Source organism: Georgenia wutianyii (assembly GCF_006349365.1).
Lineage (GTDB): Bacteria > Actinomycetota > Actinomycetes > Actinomycetales > Actinomycetaceae > Oceanitalea > Oceanitalea wutianyii.
The window spans coordinates 3,048,168-3,066,985 of record NZ_CP040899.1; the positions used below are offsets into that span (position 1 = coordinate 3,048,168).

Sequence of the window (18,818 nt, forward strand, 5' to 3'; positions counted from 1 at the left end):
CCTCAGCTCTCCTCACCTCGCGAGATCCGGGTCATCTCGTCCCGGGGCACGACCTTGATCCGCTCACGACCCTCGGCCTCTCCGAGGGAACGCTCGTACGCGTCGAGAAGTTCCCAGCCGGCCCAGCTCGTCAGGGGCACGCCGGCCTCCTCGAGACGGGCGATGAGCGCGTCCGGGTCACCCTCGGCGGAGCCGGGGGCGATGGTCCCCTGCTCGACGTCGCTCACGAGGTGGCCGATGGTCTGCTGGGCGTCGGACTTCGTCGAGCCGATGAGGCCGACGGGGCCGCGCTTGATCCAGCCGGTCGCGTACAGGCCGGGGACGATCGCGCCGTCCTCGTCGAGCACGCGGCCCTCGTCGTTGGGCACGACACCCGCGACGTCGTCGAAGGCGACGCCCTCGATCGGGGAGCTGAAGTAGCCGACGGCGCGGTACACCGCCTGGACGGGGGTGTCGACGAAGACGCCGGTCCCGCGGACGTTGCCGTCCCCGGTGAGCTCGGTGCGCTCGGTGCGGATCCCGGTGACCCGGTCGGTGCCGAGGATCTCCACCGGGCGGTGGAGGAAGTGGAGGTGGATGCGCCGGGAGGCGGTGAGCTCCTCCGGGTCGCGCAGGGTCCAGTCGGTGAGCGTCTTGACGACCTGCTTGGTCTGGTTCGTCGAGCGGATCGCGGCCTCGGAGGCCTCGTCGAACTCGAAGTCCTCCTCGTAGACGATGACGTCGACGTCCGGGACCTTGCCGAGCTCGCGCAGCTCCAGCGGCGTGAACTTCACCTGCGCGGGACCGCGGCGGCCGAAGACGTGGACGTCGGTCACCGGGCTGGCGCGCAGCCCCTCGACGACGTTCGCCGGCACCTCGGTGGGCATGAGGTCCTCGACGTGCTTGGCGAGGATGCGCGCGACGTCGAGGGCGACGTTCCCGACGCCCAGCACGGCGACGCTCTGCGCCTCCAGCGGCCAGGTCCGCGGGACGTCGGGGTGCCCGTCGTACCAGGAGACGAAGTCGGCGGCGCCGTAGCTGCCGGGCAGGTCGATGCCGGGGATGGGCAGCGGGGCGTCCTTGTCGGCGCCGGTGGAGATGATGACGGCGTCGTAGTGACGGCGCAGCTCCTCCATCGACACGTCCGTGCCGACGTCGACGTTCCCGACGAGGCGGATGTCGCCGCGCGCGAGGATCTTCTGCAGCGCGACGATGATCTGCTTGATCCGCGGGTGGTCGGGGGCCACGCCGTAGCGCACGAGCCCGAAGGGTGCGGGCAGTCGCTCGTAGAGGTCGATGGCGACGTCCAGACCCGTCTTGGACAGGATGTCGGCGGCGTAGATGCCGGCCGGGCCGGCACCGATGAGGGCAACGCGCAGTGGGCTGGTCACAGAGCCTCGTCTGGTCGGATGGAAGGGGGCAAATCCGCCGTCCAGTCTATGCCGTGGGCGCGGGCACGCCGATGTGCCCGCCGTCACGTCGGCGGGCACATCGGGGGTGGCGTCAGGCGAGGCGGTCGACCATGAGGCCGGCGAACGCCTCGAGCGCGTCCTTCACCGACCCCGCGGGCAGCGGCTCGAGCTCGGCGACGGCGTCGCGCGCCCACTGGCGGGCGAGCTCACGCGCCTCCTCGAGCACCTCGTGGTCACGCAGCTCCTCGACGGCGGCGCGCAGCGCGGCGTCCGAGCGCAGGTCGGTGCCGAGCCGCTCGAGGACAGCGGCGCCCCGCTCGTCCAGGCGCCCCTCGGCGGCCCGTCGCTGCAGGAGCAGCACGGGCATGGTGGCCACGCCCTCGCGCAGGTCGGTGCCGGGGGTCTTGCCGGTGGTCTCGGAGTCCGAGGCGAGGTCGATGACGTCGTCGGCGAGCTGGAAGGCCACGCCGACCTTCTCCCCGTACCGCTCGAGGATGACCGCGAGGTCCTCACCGGCGCCGCTGAACACGGCCCCGTACCGCGCGGAGGCGGCGATGAGCGAGCCGGTCTTGTCCGCGAGCACCTGGATGTAGTGCGCGATCGGGTCCTCCCCCTCGCGCGGCCCGAGCGTCTCGTGCAGCTGGCCGAGGCACAGCCGCTCGAACGTCTCGGCGTGGACGCGCACCGCGTCGGCACCGAGGGAGGCGACGAGCTGGGAGGCGCGGGCGAACAGGAGGTCACCGGTGAGGATGGCCACCGAGTTGTCCCACACGGCGTGCGCGCTCGGCGCCCCGCGGCGCATGTCCGCGGAGTCCATGACGTCGTCGTGGTAGAGCGTGGCCAGGTGGGTGAGCTCGACGGCGACGGCGGCGCGCACGACCTCGTCGCGGCCCGGGGTCCCGAGCTCGGCGGTGAGGAGCGTGAGCGCGGGGCGCAGCCGCTTGCCGCCGGCGGCGGCGAGGTGGCGCATCGGGGCGTCGACGAGCTCGTCGGCGCCGGTGACCGCCTCGCGCAGCCGGTCCTCGACGTCCGCCATCGCCCCGGCGAGGCGGTCGGTGAGCTCGTCGTCGCCGAGCTGGAACATGGTCGCGGTCACGGCAGGAACGTCGCCGCCTGCTGGGCGAGGTCGAGGACGGGACCGGGCGCGACACCGAGGAGCACCGTGCCGAGCGCGCAGACAGCGACGGCGACGGAGGTCAGGCCCTCGGAGCGGACGACCGCGGTGCGCTCGCCGTCGGGCTCGGTGAAGAACATGAGCACGACGAGGCGGACGTAGAAGAACGCGGCCGCGGCGCTGGCGAGCACGGCGATGACGACGAGCACGGTGGCCCCGCCCGCCACGCCGGCGGCGAAGACCGAGAACTTGCCGATGAACCCGCCGGTGAGCGGGATGCCCGCGAAGGACAGCAGGAACAGGGTCATCGCCAGGGCCAGGGCCGGGCTGCGCCGGCCCAGGCCCGCCCACTGGGACAGGTGCAGGGCCTCGCCGGTCACGGTGCCGGCGGCGTCGCGCTCACGCACGAGCGTGACGACGGCGAACGCACCGACCGTGGCCAGGCCGTAGGCGAGGAGGTAGAAGAGCACCGCGGCGATGCCCTCCTGGACGAGCGCGACGACGCCGACGAGCACGAAGCCCGCGTGGGCGATCGAGGAGTAGGCGAGCATGCGCTTGACGTCCGTCTGGACGAGGGCGACGACGGTGCCCACTCCCATGGTGAGGATCGCGATGCCCCACATGAGCGGCTCGAGGTCCCAGCCCAGGCCGGGGACGACGACGTAGACGAAGCGCAGGAGCGCGCCGAAGGCCGCGACCTTCGTGGCGGCGGCCATGAAGCCGGTGATCGGCGTCGGGGCCCCCTGGTAGACGTCCGGGGTCCACACGTGGAACGGGACGGCACCGACCTTGAAGAGCAGGCCGACGATGACGAGGACGCTGCCCGCGAGGAGCAGGCCGTCCATGCCCACGGTGCTCGGCACCGCGGTGGCGAGCTCGGACAGCCGCAGGCTGCCGGAGAAGCCGTAGAGCAGCGCGGCGCCCATGAGGAAGAACGCCGAGGAGAACGCCCCGAGCACGAAGTACTTGAGCGCGGCCTCCTGGGACAGGAGGCGACGGCGGCGCGCCATGCCGGAGAGCAGGTAGAGCGGCAGGGAGAGCACCTCGAGGGCGACGAACATCATGACGAGGTCACCGGCGGCCGGGAAGAGGAGCATGCCGCCGACCGAGAACAGGACGAACGGGAAGACCTCGGTCTGGCTCAGGCCGGCGCGCTGCGCCTCGTCCTCGTCCTGGCTGCCCGGCCGGGTGGCGGCCTGGGCGGCGAACGCGTCCTCGCCCCACTCGGAGCGGTCGGCGATGACGAGCAGGCCCACGAGGGCGACGAGCGCGATGATCCCCTGCGCGAGGAGGGCCGGGCCGTCCTCGATGAGCGAGCCTCCGACGATCTCCGCCGGGCCGTTCACGCTGACGACCGTCCAGCGCCACACGACGGCGACGAGCGCACCGGCGAGGGCGAGGGCGGTGAGCACCACCTGGGCGCCGCGCCGGGCCGGGCGCGGCACGAAGGCGGCGACGAGCACGCCGAGCAGGCCCGCGCCGAGCACGATGAGGACGGGCGTCAGCGCGGCCCAGTCGATGGTCGGTGGTGCGAAGTTCACTTCTCGCTCCCCTCGGCGAACGCGGCGGCCGCGTCGCTCGATCCGTCAGTAAGGGCCCCCGCCATGGCGTCCACCGAGCTGGGCTGCTCGATGGCGGCCTCCTCGGCCACCGGCCGCAGCACGTCGATCACCGGGCCGGGCACGATGCCCAGGGCGAGCATCGCGGCGACGAGCGGCGCGACGACCCACTTCTCCCGGGCACCGAGGTCGGGCAGGGCCGCGAGCGTCTCGTTGCGCGGGCCGGTGAAGATCCGCTGGTAGGGCAGCAGGATGTACAGCGCCGCGATGATGACCGCGAGGACCGCGAAGACGGCGGCGACGATGTTGACCCGGAACGTCCCCAGGAGCACGAGGTACTCCGGGACGAAGCCGGACAGGCCCGGCAGTGCGATGGTCGCGAGGCCGGCGATGAGCCAGGTCCCGGCGAGCACCGGCGTGACGCGCTGCATGCCGCTGTAGCCACCGATCTCCTGGGTGCCGCCCCGCTGGGTGAGGAAGCCGGAGATGAGGAACAGGGCCGCGGTCGAGACACCGTGGGCGACCATGTAGAGCATGGCGCCGACGAGCGCGACCTCCTCGCGGACGAAGATGCCCAGGACGATGAAGCCGAAGTGGGACACCGAGGTGAAGGCGATGAGCCGCATGACGTCCCGCTGCCCCAGGGCGACGAACGCGCCGTAGAGGATCGAGACGACGGCGAGCACGATGATCACCGGCGCGGCCCACCGCGAGGCCTCGGGGAACAGCGGGAGGCACAGCGCGAGCATCCCGAAGGTGCCGACCTTGTCGAGCACGCCGACGAGCAGCGCGGAGGTGCCCGGGGAGGCCTGCTGGGCGGCGTCGGGCAGCCACGTGTGGACCGGCCACATCGGTGCCTTGACCGCGAAGGCGATGAAGAAGGAGATGAAGATCCACCGCTCGGTCCACACGCCGAGCTCGGCGCCGGTGAGCGTGTCGATGAGGAACCCGTCGGGGCCACCCGGGCCGAGCACGCCCAGCGCGATGACGCCGACGAGCATGACGAGGCCGCTCGCCAGGGAGTAGACGAGGAACTTCGTCGCCGCGTAGCGACGGCGGGTGCCGCCGAAGCCACCGATGAGGAAGTACACCGGGACGAGCATCGCCTCGAAGACGACGTAGAAGAGGAAGACGTCGCGGGCCGAGAAGACCGCCACCATCGTCGCCTCCAGGGCGAGGACGAGGGCGACGAACCCGGCCTGGCGGCGGGCGACGACGGCGCCCTCGGGCACGACCTCCTGCTCCCGCCAGGCGGCGAGGAGCGCGATCGGGACGAGGAAGACGGACAGGCCGACGAGGGTGAGGCCCAGACCGTTGACGCCCAGGGCGTAGGAGACCCCGAGCTGCGGGATCCACGAGGCCTGCTCGACGAACTGGTACTCACCCGCCAGGCCCAGGTCGAAGCCGCTCGCCATGACGACGAAGCCGGCGAGCACGACGAGGGAGACGGCCAGACCGATGGTGCGGGCGGCGCGCTGGACACCCGGCACGAGCCAGATCACCGCGGCCGCGACGAGCGGCACGACGATGAGGATCGTCAGCCAGGGAAGGTCACTGATGTTCTGCATGTTCGCTTCCTGGGCTCAGCCGCGCGAGGCGAGGACGACGACAAGGGCGGCGACGACACCGACGAGCATGATCGCGGCGTAGGACCGGATGTACCCGGTCTGCAGGCGGCGCAGCACGCCGCCGGTCCCGGACGTGCCCCGGGCCAGGCCCATGACCGCGCCGTCGACCACGGCGGAGTCGGCGTAGACCAGGCCGCGGGTGAGGTACTGACCCGGGCGCATGAACACTCCTTCGTTGACGGCGTCCTGGTAGAGGTCGCGGCGGGCGGCGCGGGTGAGCACCGATCCGCGGGGGGCCTCCACCGGGACGGTGGACGCGGCGTACTGGCGCCAGGCGAGGAACACGCCGACCGCCACGAGGGCGAGCGTCGCGCCGATGATGACCGGGATGGGCAGCACGGGGTCGTGGTGCTCCACGTGGCCGATGGACGGCTCGAGCCAGGTGACGAAGGTGTCACCGGCGGCGAGCACCGCACCCAGGCCGACCGAGCCGAGCGCGAGGATGATCATCGGCACGGTCATGAGGGCCGAGCCCTCGTGCGGGTGCTGCTCCCCGCCCTCACGGGTGGGTGTCCAGCGCTCCTTGCCGTGGAACGTCATGAAGAACAGGCGCGACATGTAGAAGGCGGTGAGCCCCGCGGCCAGCAGCGTGACGGTGCCGAACACCCACGGGCGCCAGCCCTCGCCGACGAACGCGGCCTCGATGATGAGGTCCTTGCTCCAGTAGCCGGACAGGCCGGGGAAGCCGATGATCGCGAGCCAGCCGGCCCCGAAGGTCAGCCAGGTGATCTTCATGTACTTGCTCAGGCCACCGAAGCGCCGCATGTCGACCTGGTCGTCCATGCCGTGCATGACCGACCCCGCCCCGAGGAACATCCCGGCCTTGAAGAAGCCGTGGGTGATGAGGTGGAAGATCGCGAAGGCGTAGCCCACCGGGCCGAGGCCCGCGGCGAGCATCATGTAGCCGATCTGGGACATCGTCGAGGCGGCGAGCACCTTCTTGATGTCGTCCTTGGCCGAACCGACCACGGCCCCGAAGACCAGGGTGATCGCACCGACGATGACGACGACGAGCTGCGCCGCGGGGGCGCCGTCGAAGACCGGGGCGGAGCGCACGACGAGGTAGACACCGGCGGTGACCATGGTCGCTGCGTGGATGAGCGCCGAGACGGGGGTCGGGCCGGCCATCGCGTCCCCGAGCCACGCCTGGAGCGGGAACTGCGCCGACTTGCCGCAGGCGGCGAGCAGGAGGAGGAGCCCGATCGCGGTGAGCAGCCCCTGGGATGCCCCGGCGGCGCCGGCGAAGACGCTGTCGAAGTCGACGGCGCCGAAGGCGGCGAACATCGTCATCATCGCGAGGAGCAGACCGAGGTCGCCGACGCGGTTCATCACGAAGGCCTTCTTCGCGGCGACGGCGTAGTCCGTGCGGAAGTTCCAGAAGCCGATGAGGAGGTAGGAGGCCAGGCCCACGCCCTCCCAGCCGACGAACAGCAGCACGTAGGAGTCGGCGAGCACGAGGACGAGCATCGCGGCGACGAAGAGGTTGAGGTAGGCGAAGAACCGGCGACGGTCGACGTCGTGCTCCATGTACGCCACCGAGTACACGTGGATGAGCGTGCCCACGAAGGTGACGAGCATGACGAAGGACATCGACAGCGGGTCGAGCCGCATGCCCGCGTCGACCGTGAGCTCACCGACCGGCAGCCAGGTGAACAGGTGCAGGTCCATCACCCGCTCGGCCGGGTCGAGCCCGATCATCTGCAGGACGACGAGGAGGCCGACGACGAAGGCACCACCGGAGGCGAGGACGCCCAGCCAGTGCCCCCAGCGGTCGGAGCGCCGCCCGGTCAGCAGGAGCACTGCCGCTCCGAGGAGCGGCAGGGCCACCATGAGCCAGGCGAAGGAGGCCGCCCCGCCGGCCGTGGTCGCGTCGACCGCGGCTGTGGGTACGGACAGCGCCGGTGTTCCCAGCATTAGCACGTTGCTCCCCGTCAGTTCTTGAGCAGGTTGACGTCGTCGATGGACGCCGACCGGCGGGTTCGGAAGATGGAGACGACGATCGCCAGGCCGATGACGACCTCGGCGGCCGCGACGAGCATGACGAAGAAGGCGAAGACCTCACCGTGGAGGTTGCCGTGCCAGCGCGCGAAGGTGATGAGCGTGAGGTTCGCCGCGTTGAGCATGAGCTCCACACCCATGAGCGCGATGATGCTGTTGCGGCGCAGGAGCACCGCCATCGCGCCGATGGAGAAGAGGATGCCCGACAGGACGAGGTAGTTGACGAGGGTCACTGCTGGTCCTCCTGCTCGGCGCGCTTGGTGCCCGTGTCCTCGGTGCTCTGGCTCGTGGGTCGCTCGCCGTCCACGGTGCTCGTGCCCGGGGCCGGGTCGGTGCCCGGCATCCCGGCCTCGCCGGACTGGGTGACGCTGCGGGCACCACCGTCACCCGGGTGGGTGCTCGCCGAGGCGGCGAGCTGGGCGGCGAGCTCGGGGCTGACCGAGGCGATGGAGCGCTGTTGGCCGCGGATGCGCAGCACGCGCGGCACGGACTCCTCGATCGGCTTGCCGTCGGCCCCGAGCGCGGGGACGTCGGCGGCGTTGTGCCGGGCGTAGACGCCGGGGGCGGGCAGGTTGCGCAGGCGGGTGTCGCCGCTGGCCGCGTAGGCGGCCATCTTCTCCGCCAGCACCTCACGCTGGGTGCGCTTGGGGCGCAGCCGCTCCGCGCGGGTGAGGACGACGGCGCCGACGGCGGCCGTGACGAGCAGGATGCCGGAGATCTCCACGACGAGGACGTAGTCGGAGAACAGGAGGCGCGCGACGCCGACGGGGTTGGTGTCCTCGTTGGCGAGCTCGAGGCCGCGCGGGGCGGGCATCGTGGCCCGCAGGGCGACGGCGGCGATGAGCGCGATGAGGCCGAGGCCTCCGATCGCGGCGATCCACCGCTGGCCCTTGAGCGTCTCGATCACGGAGTCCGAGGCGTCGACGCCGACGAGCATGAGCACGAAGAGGAACAGCATCATGATCGCGCCGGTGTAGACGACGATCTGGGCGACGCCGAGGAACAGCGCCTCCTGGACGATGTAGAACCCGGCGAGGGCGATCATGACGAACACGACGCACATCGCGGCGTAGACCGCCTTGCGCGCGAACAGCAGGCCGAGGGCCGCGAGCACGGCGAGCGGTGCGACGATCCAGAAGAAGACGGTCTCGCCGGTGCTCACCACCCCGGTCTCGGCCAGGCTCATCGGCAGGCTCATGCCCGGGCCTCCTTGACGGTGCGGACCGTCTCGAGGCTCGGGTCCTCGGGACGGCGCTCGCGGACCCACTCGACCTGTGCGTCGGTCGGTCCGCTGATCTCGTTGCGGTAGTAGTCGTCGTCCTCGGTGCCCGCGACCATCGGGTGGGGCGGGGCGAGCATGCCGGGGGCGAGCGGGGCCAGCAGGTCCTGCTTCTCGTAGATCATGCCCTCGCGCGTGGGACCGGTGAGCTCGTACTCGTTGGTCATCGTCAGCGCGCGGGTGGGGCAGGCCTCGATGCAGTACCCGCAGAAGATGCAGCGCAGGTAGTTGATCTGGTAGACGCGGCCGTAGCGCTCGCCGGGCGAGAACTGGGCGTCGGGGCTGTTGTTGCCACCCTGGACGAGGATCGCGTCGGCCGGGCAGGCCCAGGCGCACAGCTCGCAGCCGATGCACTTCTCCAGGCCGTCGGCGTACCGGTTGAGCTGGTGGCGACCGTGGTAGCGCGGCTGGGTCGGCACCTTCTCGAAGGGGTACTGCTCGGTGACCGTCGGACGGAACATCGAGGAGAAGGTGACACCGAACCCGGCGACGGGGGCGAGGAGCTCGCCGAGGGCGCCCTTCTCGTCCCGCTCGAACTTCATCGGCAGGGGACGGGCGACCTCGCCCCGCGCCTTCGACGGCTTGGCCAGCTGCTTGCGCAGCCGCTCCTTGCGCGGCTCGTGATCCTGGCGCTTACTCATCGGTGGCCTCCTGTGCGGGTGCCGAAATGGTCTGGGTGGCGCCGGGGGCCTGCTGCTCGCGCAGCCTGCGCCGCGGCGAGGGCGGCAGCTGCTGGCCCGGCATCGGGGGCACCGGGTAGCCGCCGGCGAACGCGTCGAACTCGGAGTCGACGACGACGCCGCCGGTGCCGGTGGCGTCCGCCGGCTCGGGCTCCGGCTCGGGCTTCTTCTCCGGCCAGAGCAGGGTGACGACGAGGACGACGACGAGGATGCCGGCGAGGACGAAGAGCAGTGTGCGCAGGTCGATGTCACCGAACTGGAGGAGGCCCTGGACGACGGCGACGGCGACGAGCCACGCGAGCGCGACCGGGATGAGGATCTTCCAGCCGAGGTTCATGAACTGGTCGTAGCGGAAGCGCAGGAGCGTCGCGCGCAGCCAGAACATGAAGAACATGACGAGCCAGATCTTGGCGACCATCCACAGCAGCGGCCACCAGCCCTCGTTGAACATGCCGTCGTTGATCGCCGACAGCGGCCACGGGGCGCGCCAGCCACCGAGGAAGAGCGTGGCGGCGACGGCCGAGACGTTGAGCATGTTCACGTACTCGGCGAGGAAGAACCAGGCGAACTTCATCGAGGAGTACTCGACCATGTGGCCGGCGACGAGCTCGCCCTCGGCCTCGGGAAGGTCGAAGGGCAGCCGGTTGACCTCACCGACCATCGACACGAGGTAGACGAGGAACGCGGGCAGCAGGACGATCGCCCACCACAGCCGGGTCTGGGAGTCGACGATCTGGGAGGTCGACGCCGAGCCGGAGACGAGGAAGACCGAGGCGAGGGACAGCGCCATCGCCAGCTCGTAGGAGATGACCTGGGCCGAGGAGCGGACCGCGCCGAGCAGCGGGAAGGTCGAGTTGGACGACCAGCCACCCAGGACGATGCCGTACACGCCGATGGCGGTGATGCCGAGGATGTAGAGCACGGCGACCGAGGAGTCGGCGAGCTGCAGCGGCGTCGTCACCCCGAACATCGAGACCTCGGGCCCGAACGGGATCACCGCGTAGATCATGAACGCGCACAGCGCGGCGATGAACGGCGCCAGGAGGTAGACGAAGCGGTCCGCGCCCTTGAGGTTGAAGTCCTCCTTGAGCAGCAGCTTCATCGCGTCGGCGACCGACTGCAACGAGCCGGCGGGGCCGTGGACGTTGGGGCCGGGGCGGGTCTGCATGCGGGCGAGGACCTTGCGCTCGGCCCAGATGGCGACGAGCACGAAGAGCAGCAGCATGACGATGATCGCCACCGCCTTGATCACCCAGATCCACCAGGTGTCGTTGCTGAAGTCGGCGGACGGGCCGGCCGACGGGTCGCTGATGACCATGGGCGCGAAGATCATCGCGTCACCTCCAGGTCGACGATGGTGCCGGCGCCCGCGCCGAGCATCTCGTGCACGTGGGACCCCGGGGAGTTCTCCGGGAGCCAGACGACGTCATCGGGCATCGTCGTGACGGCCAGCGGCAGGGTGATGCTACCGGCCGGGCCACGGACGGTGACCGCGGTCCCGTCGGTGGCGCCGAGCTCGGCGGCGCGCGCCGCCGAGAGGCGGACGACCGGGCGCTGGGCGGTGCCGGCGAGGTGCGGCTCGCCGTCCTGCCCGCGACCGTCGTCGAGCATGAGCTTCCAGGTGGCGAGGACCGCCTGTCCCGGGCCGGCGACCGGCGCGGCGCCGGCCTCGGCCGGCACGGGGGCCGGGGCCTGGGACGGCTGCCAGCCGGCGAGCTCGCCGATCTGCGCGTGGACCTCGGCGAGGGTGGCGGACCCGAGGGTCACCCCGAGCTCGGCGGCGAGGCCGTCGAGGACCCGGTGGTCGCTGAGGTGGTGGGAGACGAGCACCTGCCCGAAGGGCCGGCGGCGACCCTCCCAGTTGACGAAGGTGCCCCCCTTCTCCACGGGCGGGGCGACGGGCAGGACGACGTCGGCGTGGTCGGTGACCTCGCTGCGGCGCACCTCGAGCTGGACGACGAACCCGGCGGCGGCCAGGGCCCGGCGCGCGAGCGCGGGGTCGGGCAGGTCGCGCACGTCGACGCCGCCGACGAGGAGCCCACCGAGCTGTCCGGCGGCCGCGGCCTCGAGGATCGCGGGCAGGTCGCGGCCGACCTCGGCGGGCAGGCGGTCCACGCCCCAGGCGGCCGCGGCGTCGACGCGGGCCTCGGCGTCGGTGACCTGCCGGCCGCCGGGCAGCAGCCCGGGCAGCAGGCCGGCCTCGACGGCGCCGCGCTCACCGGCGCGCCGCGGCACCCAGGCCACCCGCGCCCCGGTGCGGTCGGCGAGCCGCTCGACGGCGCTGAGCGTGCCGGGCAGCGCCGCGGCCCGCTCGCCGACGAGGATGGCCGAGCCCGGCGCGGCCAGCGCCTGGGCGATCGCAGCGTGGGCGACCTCGCCGGAGTCCGGGGTGATGGCGTCCAGGACGCCCGGCTCGGAGCCGGGGGCCGTCGGGAGCAGCGAGGCGCGCAGCTTGGTCGTGCCGCGGGTGGCGAAGGGCGCGATCGTCGAGACGGCGACCGTCCCGGCGAGCATCCCCTTGCGCAGCCGCAGGAAGATCGTGCCGCACTCCTCCTCCGGCTCCAGGGCGACGAGGAGGACGTGGCCGGCCTGCTCCAGCCCGGAGTAGGTGACGTCCATCGACCCGGCGGCGACGCGGCGGGCGAGGAAGTCGGCCTCCTCGGCGGAGGACGGGCGGGCGCGGTGGTCGACGTCGTTCGTGCGGAGAACCGCGCGGGCGAAGCGCGACCAGGCGTAGGAGTCCTCGAGGGTGAGGCGGCCACCGGGCAGGACACCCACGCCGCCGGCCTCGCGGGCCTGCTCGAGGCCGCGGGCCGCAAGGTGCAGGGCCTCGGACCAGCTGGTCTCGACGAGCTCGCCGGTCTCCTCGTCCCGCACGAGCGGGTACTCGAGGCGGTCGGGGGCGGTCTGCCACGCGAAGGCGAAGCGGTCCTTGTCGGTGATCCACTCCTCGTTGACCTGAGGGTCGTCGCCCGCGAGGCGGCGCACGACGACGCCGCGGCGGTGGTCCACGCGGATGGCCGAGCCGCTCGCGTCGTGCTCGGAGACCGAGTCCGTCGACACGAGGTCGAAGGGCCGCGAGCGGAAGCGGTAGGTGGCCGAGGTGAGCGCGCCGACCGGGCAGATCTGGATCGTGTTGCCCGAGAAGTAGGAGGAGAACGGGCGACCGGTGGTGTCGGTCTCGGCGACGCCGATCGGGCCGGCGGACAGGCCGACCTCGATCCCCGGCTCGCCCTGGACGGGGCCGCTGAGGCCGTCGTCGGTCACCCGCGGGGCGTGCCCGCCGGCGTAGGCGAAGTCGAGGACGTCGGCGTCGAAGGTGCCGACCTGCGAGCCGTGGGTCGCGTGGACCTCCCGGCCGGGGGTGCCGCCGCCGCGACCCTGGAGCGCGATGAACGGGTCACCGGCGATCTGGTCGGAGAAGCGGGTGCAGCGCTGGCACAGGATGCAGCGGTCGCGGTCGAGGAGGATCTCGCTGGAGATCTTCAGCGGCTTGGGGAAGGTCCGCTTGATGTCGACGAACCGGGTGGTGGCCCGGCCGTTGCTCATCGCCTGGTTCTGCAACGGGCACTCCCCGCCCTTGTCGCAGACGGGGCAGTCGAGCGGGTGGTTGACGAGGAGGAACTCGATCATCCCGTGCTGCGCCTTGTCGGCGACGGCGGAGGTGTGCTGGGTCGCGACGACCATCCCGGGCGTGGCCTCGAGCGTGCAGGAGGCCTGCGGCTTGGGCATGGCCCGCAGGTTGCCCTCGCGGTCGGGCATGGAGACCTCGACGAGGCACTGCCGGCAGGCGCCGGCGGGCTTGAGCAGCGGGTGGTCGCAGAACCGGGGGATCTGGATGCCCACCTGCTCGGCAGCCCGGATGACCAGCGTGCCCTTGGGGACATCGACCTCGACGCCGTCGATCGTGACGGTGAGGAGCTCCTCCTCGACCTTCGCGGGGGTCGTCGTCATCGGGCACCTACTTCGGAGAACAGGGCGGAAGCCTCGTACGGGAACAGCTCGCTGGCCGGGGTGTGGGTCCCGGCCTCGAACTCGGCGCGGAAGTGCTTGATCCCGCTCTGGATCGGGACCGCCGAGGCGTCACCGAGCGCGCAGAACGAGCGGCCGGCGATGTTGGCGGAGACGTCGAGCAGGAGGTCGATGTCGCTGGGCAGGCCCTTGCCGGCCTCGAGCCGGTGCATGACCTGCTTCATCCAGTACGTGCCCTCGCGGCAGGGGGTGCACTTGCCGCAGGACTCGTGCTGGTAGAAGTCGGTCCAGCGGGAGACGACCCGGACGACCGACACGGTCTCGTCGAAGACCATGAGCGACCGGGTACCGAGCATCGAACCCGCTGCCCCGACCGAGTCGTAGTCGAGGGGCACGTCGAGGTGCTCCTCGGTGAGGATCGGCGTGGAGGAGCCACCGGGCACCCAGAACTTCAGGCGGTGCCCGGCCCGGACGCCGCCGGCCATGTCGAGCAGCTCGCGCATGGTGATGCCGAGCGGCGCCTCGTACTGGCCGGGCCGGGTGACGTGGCCGGACAGGGAGAAGAACCCGTGGCCGGCCGACTTCTCGGTGCCCATCGAGGTGAACCACTCCGCTCCCCCGCGGATGATCGTGGGGACGGAGGCGACGGACTCGACGTTGTTGACGACCGTCGGGCGCGCGTACAGGCCGGCGACCGCCGGGAACGGGGGCTTGAGCCGTGGCTGGCCGCGCCGGCCCTCGAGGGAGTCGAGCAGCGCCGTCTCCTCACCGCAGATGTAGGCGCCGGCGCCGGCGTGCACGGTGATCTCGAGGTCGTAGTCGCCGTTGGGGCCCAGCCCCTTGCCGATGAGCCCGGCCTCGCGGGCCTCGCGGACCGCCGCGAGGAGGCGGCGGTAGACGTGGACGACCTCGCCGCGCAGGTAGATGAACGCGTGGTGCCCGCCGATCGCGTAGGACGTGATCGCCACGCCCTCGATGAGGGCGTGCGGGTTGGCCATCATGAGCGGGATGTCCTTGCAGGCACCCGGCTCGGACTCGTCCGCGTTGACCACGAGGTACCGCGGTCCGCCGTCGGCCGGGGGCAGGAAGGACCACTTGAGGCCCGTCGGGAAGCCCGCGCCGCCGCGGCCGCGCAGCCCGGAGGCCTTGACGGTGTCGACGATGTCGGCCGGGGCCATGGTGAAGGCCTTGGCCAGGCCCTCGTACCCGCCACGGGAGCGGTAGGTGTCCAGCGTCCAGGAGCGCTCGGCGTCCCAGGGGTCGGACAGGACCGGCGTCAGCTGCGTCGTGCTCACTGCTTGCCCTCCTCGGCCGTGGCGCCCTCGCCGGCGGGGCCACGCTTGCCCGCCGGGTCGGAGTCGTCAGGGGTGGTCGGCGGCCGTTCGGCGCTGCCGTAGGGGTCGGGGACGTCTCCGGTGGTGCCGGACGCGTCACCGTCCGAGCTGTCCAGCGAGGGCGCGCGCCAGCCGTGCTCACGCGCGATCGACAGGCCGGCGAGCGTCGCGGGGCCCGCGGCGGGTCCCTCGTCGGCGCGTCCGTCCTCGAAGCCGGCGAGCACGTGGGAGATCTCCTTGAACGTGCCGACGGTGGCGGCGCCACGGGTCGGGGTGACCGGGCGCCCGGCGCGCAGCTGGTCGACGAGCTCGACCGCCGACGTCGGGGTCTGGTTGTCGAAGAACTCCCAGTTGACGACGATCACCGGCGCGTAGTCGCACGCCGCGTTGCACTCGACCTGCTCGAGGGTGATCTTGCCGTCCTCGGTGGTCTCGTCGTGCCCGATGCCCAGGTGCTCCGAGACACGCTCGTAGATGAGGTCGCCACCCATGACCGCGCACAGCGCGTTCGTGCACACCCCGACGGTGTACTCACCGTTGGGGTGGCGCTTGTACTGGGTGTAGAACGTCGCGACCGCGGAGACCTCGGCCCGGGTGAGGCCCAGGACGTCGGCGCACAGCGCGATGCCGCGGGCGCTGACGTACCCGTCCTCGGACTGGACGAGGTGGAGCATCGGCAGGAGCGCGGAGCGCGCCTGCGGGTAGCGGGAGATGATCTGCGCGGCCTCGCCGCGCAGCCTCTCCTCCGCCTCGGGTGCGTAAGCGGTGACGCTCATCAGCGGTCCACCCCTCCCAGGACAGGGTCGAGCGAGGCGAGCGTGACGACGACGTCGGCCAGCTGGCCGCCCTCGCTCATGATCGACATCGACTGCAGGTTCGAGAACGACGGGTCACGGAAGTGGGCCCGGTAGGGGCGGGTGCCGCCGTCGGACACGAGGTGCACGCCCATGACGCCCTTGGCGTGCTCGATGGTCTGGTACACCTGCCCGGCCGGGACCCGGAAGCCCTCGGTGACGAGCTTGAAGTGGTGGATGAGCGACTCCATCGAGGTGCCCATGATCTCGCGGATGTGGTCCAGCGAGTTGCCCTGGCCGTCGCTGCCGATCGACAGCTGCGCGGGCCACGCGACCTTCTTGTCGGCGACCATGACGGGGCCGGGGGTCGCGTCGAGCCGGTCGAGGACCTGGTAGACGATCTTCATGGACTCGTAGCACTCGGCCCAGCGGACCTTGACGCGAGCCATGGCGTCGGACGCCGTCTCGGTGATGACGTCGAAGTCGTAGGTCTCGTAACCGCAGTACGGGGAGACCTTGCGCAGGTCGAGCGGGTAGCCGGCGGCGCGCAGGCACGGCCCGGTGAGGCCCAGGGCGAGCGCGGCGGACAGCGAGATGTACCCGACGTCCTCGTGACGCGCCTTGTAGATCGGGTTCGCCATCGTGAGGTCCTGCAGCTCACCGATGTCCCGGCGGACGTTGGGGAGCAGACGGCGGACCATCTCGGTGGTGTCGGCCGGGATGTCCTGCGCGACGCCGCCGGGGCGGATGTAGGCGTGGTTCATCCGCAGGCCGGTGATGTGCTCGAAGATCCGCAGGATCTCCTCGCGGGCGCGGAAGCCGATGGTCATCATCGTCGTCGCGCCGAGCTCGTTGCCGGCGGTGCAGATGGCGACGAGGTGGGAGGCGATCCGGTTGAGCTCCATGAGCAGGACCCGGATGAGCGTGGCGCGCTCGGGCACCTCGTCGGTGATGCCGAGCAGCTTCTCCACCGCGAGGCAGTAGGGCACCTCCTGGAAGAAGGGGGCGACGTAGTCCATGCGGGTGCAGAACGTCACGCCCTGGGTCCAGGTGCGGTACTCCATGTTCTTCTCGATACCCGTGTGCAGGTACCCGGTGCCGACGCGCAGCTCGTTGACCGTCTCACCCTCGATGTCGAGGATGAGACGCAGGACCCCGTGGGTCGAGGGGTGCACCGGGCCCATGTTGACGACGATCCGCTCCTCGCCGAGGCGCTCGGCCTCGGCGGCGATCGATGCCCAGTCCCCGCCCTCGGCGGTGAACTCCGGGCCGGTGTGGGAGTCGAGCGCAGGCCCCGTGGCGTGCAGGTTCGTGGCCATCAGCTGTAAGACCTCCGGGTGTCGGGCGGCGGGACGGTCGCACCCTTGTACTCGACCGGGATCCCGCCGAGCGGGTAGTCCTTGCGCTGCGGGTGACCGACCCAGTCGTCGGGGAGCGCGGTGCGCGCGAGGGAGGGGTGACCGTCGAAGACGATGCCGATGAGGTCCCAGGTCTCGCGCTCGTGCCAGTCGTTGCCCGGGTAGACGTCCACGAGGGTGGGCACGTGCGGGTCGGCGTCGGGGCAGGTGACCTCGATGCGCAGCTGGCGGCTGTGGGTCAGCGAGAGGAGGTGGTAGACGGCGTGCAGCTCGCGGTCGACGTCGTTGGGGAAGTGGACGCCGGAGACGCCCAGGCACAGCTCGAAGCGCAGGTCCTGGTCGTCGCGCAGCCACTGGGCGACGCGGCGCAGGTGCTCGCGGGAGAGGAAGATCGTGAGCTCACCGCGGTCGACGACGACCTTCTCGATCGCGGCGTCGGGGTCGATGCCCTCCCCCTCGAGCAGCTCGACGAGGACGTCGACGACCTCGTCGAACCAGCCGCCGTAGGGACGCTCGGAGGCCGGCGGCATCGCCACGGGGCTCACCAGCCCGCCGAAGCCGGAGGTGTCGCCCGAGCCGTGCACGCCGAACATCCCGCGGCGCACGTCGACGACCTCGAGCTGGGTACGCCCGCCACGCGGCCCGGCGGGCACGTTCTGGCCACCCGCCTCGAGGGCGGCAGAGGTCGTCGACTGCGCGCCGACCTCCCCGGTCCCCGGCTTGACGGTGTCGGCCGCGGACTTCTTCTCGTCGTCGCGCTCGCTCACGCCAGCAGCCCCTTCATCTGGTGGGTGGGGGTCGCCGCGAGGGCGGCCTGCTCGGCGGCCCGCGCTGCGGCCTCACGGTTGACGCCCAGCGGCTCGTTCCGGACCTGGTCGTGCAGCGCCATGATCGCGTTGATGAGCATCTCGGGCCGCGGCGGGCAGCCGGGCAGGTAGATGTCGACCGGGACGAGGTGGTCCACGCCCTGGATCACGGCGTAGTTGTTGAACATGCCGCCGCTCGAGGCGCACACGCCCATGGAGATGACCCACTTGGGCTCGGCCATCTGGTCGTAGATCTGCCGCACGACCGGGGCCATCTTCTGGCTCACCCGGCCCGAGACGATCATGAGGTCGGCGTGGCGCGGGGAGGCCCGGAAGACCTCCATGCCGAAGCGCGAGATGTCGAAGCGCGGGGTGCCGGCCGCCATCATCTCGATGGCGCAACAGGCCAGGCCCATGGTGACGGGCCACATCGAGGACTTGCGTGCCAGCCCGACGGCCTTCTCGACCGTGGTGAGCAGGAACCCTGCGGGGAGCTTCTCTTCCAGACCCATGTTGTCCTCCTCAGTCCCACTCCAGCGCGCCGCGCCGCCACTCGTAGATGAAGGGCACGGTGATGATGGCGATGAACGCGAGCGCGGCCACGAGGCCGAAGGTCGCGAGCTCGGTGAAGGCGATCGCCCACGGCACGAGGAAGATCACCTCGACGTCGAAGACGATGAACGTCATCGCCACGAGGTAGTACTTGATCGGGAAACGGCCTGCCGCTGCGGCGCGGGGCGTCGCCTCGACGCCGCACTCGTAGTTCGCGACCTTGACCCGGTTGTAGCGCCGGGGGCCGATGACCGCGCTCGCCGCGAGGCCCCCGATCGCGAGCAGTGCGGAGACCGCTCCCATGATGAGGATCGGGACGAAGGGGTTCATCGTGCCTCCGTTGCTGCTCGGCG

16 protein-coding genes are annotated in these 18,818 nt (G+C 71.5%); all 16 read right to left on the reverse strand.

Going from position 1 to position 18,818, the window contains the following annotated elements; translation table 11 throughout:
• Window positions 1–2 precede the first annotated feature (2 nt).
• A complete protein-coding gene (locus FE251_RS13475; RefSeq protein ID WP_230976433.1) occupies window positions 3–1,370 on the reverse strand; it encodes an FAD-dependent oxidoreductase in 1,368 nt (455 codons plus the stop codon).
• 112 nt (window positions 1,371–1,482) lie between these two features.
• Entirely contained in the window at window positions 1,483–2,487 is a 1,005-nt protein-coding gene (locus FE251_RS13480; RefSeq protein ID WP_407925273.1) for a polyprenyl synthetase family protein, read from the reverse strand.
• Window positions 2,484–4,046 (reverse strand): NADH-quinone oxidoreductase subunit NuoN, encoded by a 1,563-nt coding sequence (gene nuoN, locus FE251_RS13485; RefSeq protein WP_139071865.1) that lies wholly within the window; start codon window positions 4,044–4,046, stop codon window positions 2,484–2,486. Before nuoN ends, FE251_RS13480 begins: the two co-directional genes overlap by 4 nt.
• Window positions 4,043–5,632 (reverse strand): NADH-quinone oxidoreductase subunit M, encoded by a 1,590-nt coding sequence (locus FE251_RS13490; protein WP_168202742.1) that lies wholly within the window; start codon window positions 5,630–5,632, stop codon window positions 4,043–4,045. Before FE251_RS13490 ends, nuoN begins: the two co-directional genes overlap by 4 nt.
• 15 nt (window positions 5,633–5,647) lie before the next feature.
• A complete protein-coding gene (gene nuoL / locus FE251_RS13495; RefSeq protein WP_139071894.1) occupies window positions 5,648–7,606 on the reverse strand; it encodes an NADH-quinone oxidoreductase subunit L in 1,959 nt (652 codons plus the stop codon).
• A gap of 17 nt (window positions 7,607–7,623) precedes the next feature.
• On the reverse strand, window positions 7,624–7,923 hold the full coding sequence (gene nuoK, locus FE251_RS13500; protein WP_139071866.1) for an NADH-quinone oxidoreductase subunit NuoK: 300 nt from the start codon (window positions 7,921–7,923) through the stop codon (window positions 7,624–7,626).
• On the reverse strand, window positions 7,920–8,888 hold the full coding sequence (locus FE251_RS13505) for an NADH-quinone oxidoreductase subunit J (RefSeq protein ID WP_139071867.1): 969 nt from the start codon (window positions 8,886–8,888) through the stop codon (window positions 7,920–7,922). Before FE251_RS13505 ends, nuoK begins: the two co-directional genes overlap by 4 nt.
• The gene (gene nuoI, locus FE251_RS13510) at window positions 8,885–9,610 is read right to left on the reverse strand and encodes an NADH-quinone oxidoreductase subunit NuoI (RefSeq protein ID WP_139071868.1); all 726 of its coding nucleotides are present in this window, start codon (window positions 9,608–9,610) and stop codon (window positions 8,885–8,887) included. Before nuoI ends, FE251_RS13505 begins: the two co-directional genes overlap by 4 nt.
• Window positions 9,603–10,982 carry an NADH-quinone oxidoreductase subunit NuoH gene (gene nuoH, locus FE251_RS13515; protein WP_223147546.1) on the reverse strand — a complete coding sequence of 460 codons (1,380 nt, stop codon included), beginning with the start codon at window positions 10,980–10,982 and terminating at the stop codon, window positions 9,603–9,605. The genes nuoI and nuoH overlap by 8 nt, the downstream gene beginning before the upstream one ends.
• Window positions 10,979–13,603, reverse strand: a complete 2,625-nt coding sequence (locus FE251_RS13520) for an NADH-quinone oxidoreductase subunit G (RefSeq protein ID WP_139949032.1) — start codon at window positions 13,601–13,603, stop codon at window positions 10,979–10,981. Before FE251_RS13520 ends, nuoH begins: the two co-directional genes overlap by 4 nt.
• Complete coding sequence (gene nuoF / locus FE251_RS13525; RefSeq protein ID WP_139071869.1) at window positions 13,600–14,916, reverse strand: NADH-quinone oxidoreductase subunit NuoF; 1,317 nt, start codon at window positions 14,914–14,916, stop codon at window positions 13,600–13,602. Before nuoF ends, FE251_RS13520 begins: the two co-directional genes overlap by 4 nt.
• A complete protein-coding gene (nuoE, locus tag FE251_RS13530; RefSeq protein ID WP_139071870.1) occupies window positions 14,913–15,731 on the reverse strand; it encodes an NADH-quinone oxidoreductase subunit NuoE in 819 nt (272 codons plus the stop codon). The genes nuoF and nuoE overlap by 4 nt, the downstream gene beginning before the upstream one ends.
• Window positions 15,731–17,068, reverse strand: a complete 1,338-nt coding sequence (locus FE251_RS13535; protein WP_139071871.1) for an NADH-quinone oxidoreductase subunit D — start codon at window positions 17,066–17,068, stop codon at window positions 15,731–15,733. Before FE251_RS13535 ends, nuoE begins: the two co-directional genes overlap by 1 nt.
• Complete coding sequence (locus FE251_RS13540; RefSeq protein WP_139949033.1) at window positions 17,068–17,874, reverse strand: NADH-quinone oxidoreductase subunit C; 807 nt, start codon at window positions 17,872–17,874, stop codon at window positions 17,068–17,070. The genes FE251_RS13535 and FE251_RS13540 overlap by 1 nt, the downstream gene beginning before the upstream one ends.
• Complete coding sequence (locus FE251_RS13545; protein WP_139071873.1) at window positions 17,871–18,425, reverse strand: NuoB/complex I 20 kDa subunit family protein; 555 nt, start codon at window positions 18,423–18,425, stop codon at window positions 17,871–17,873. The genes FE251_RS13540 and FE251_RS13545 overlap by 4 nt, the downstream gene beginning before the upstream one ends.
• Before the next feature lie 10 nt (window positions 18,426–18,435).
• Window positions 18,436–18,795 (reverse strand): NADH-quinone oxidoreductase subunit A, encoded by a 360-nt coding sequence (locus FE251_RS13550; RefSeq protein ID WP_139949034.1) that lies wholly within the window; start codon window positions 18,793–18,795, stop codon window positions 18,436–18,438.
• Window positions 18,796–18,818 lie beyond the last annotated feature (23 nt).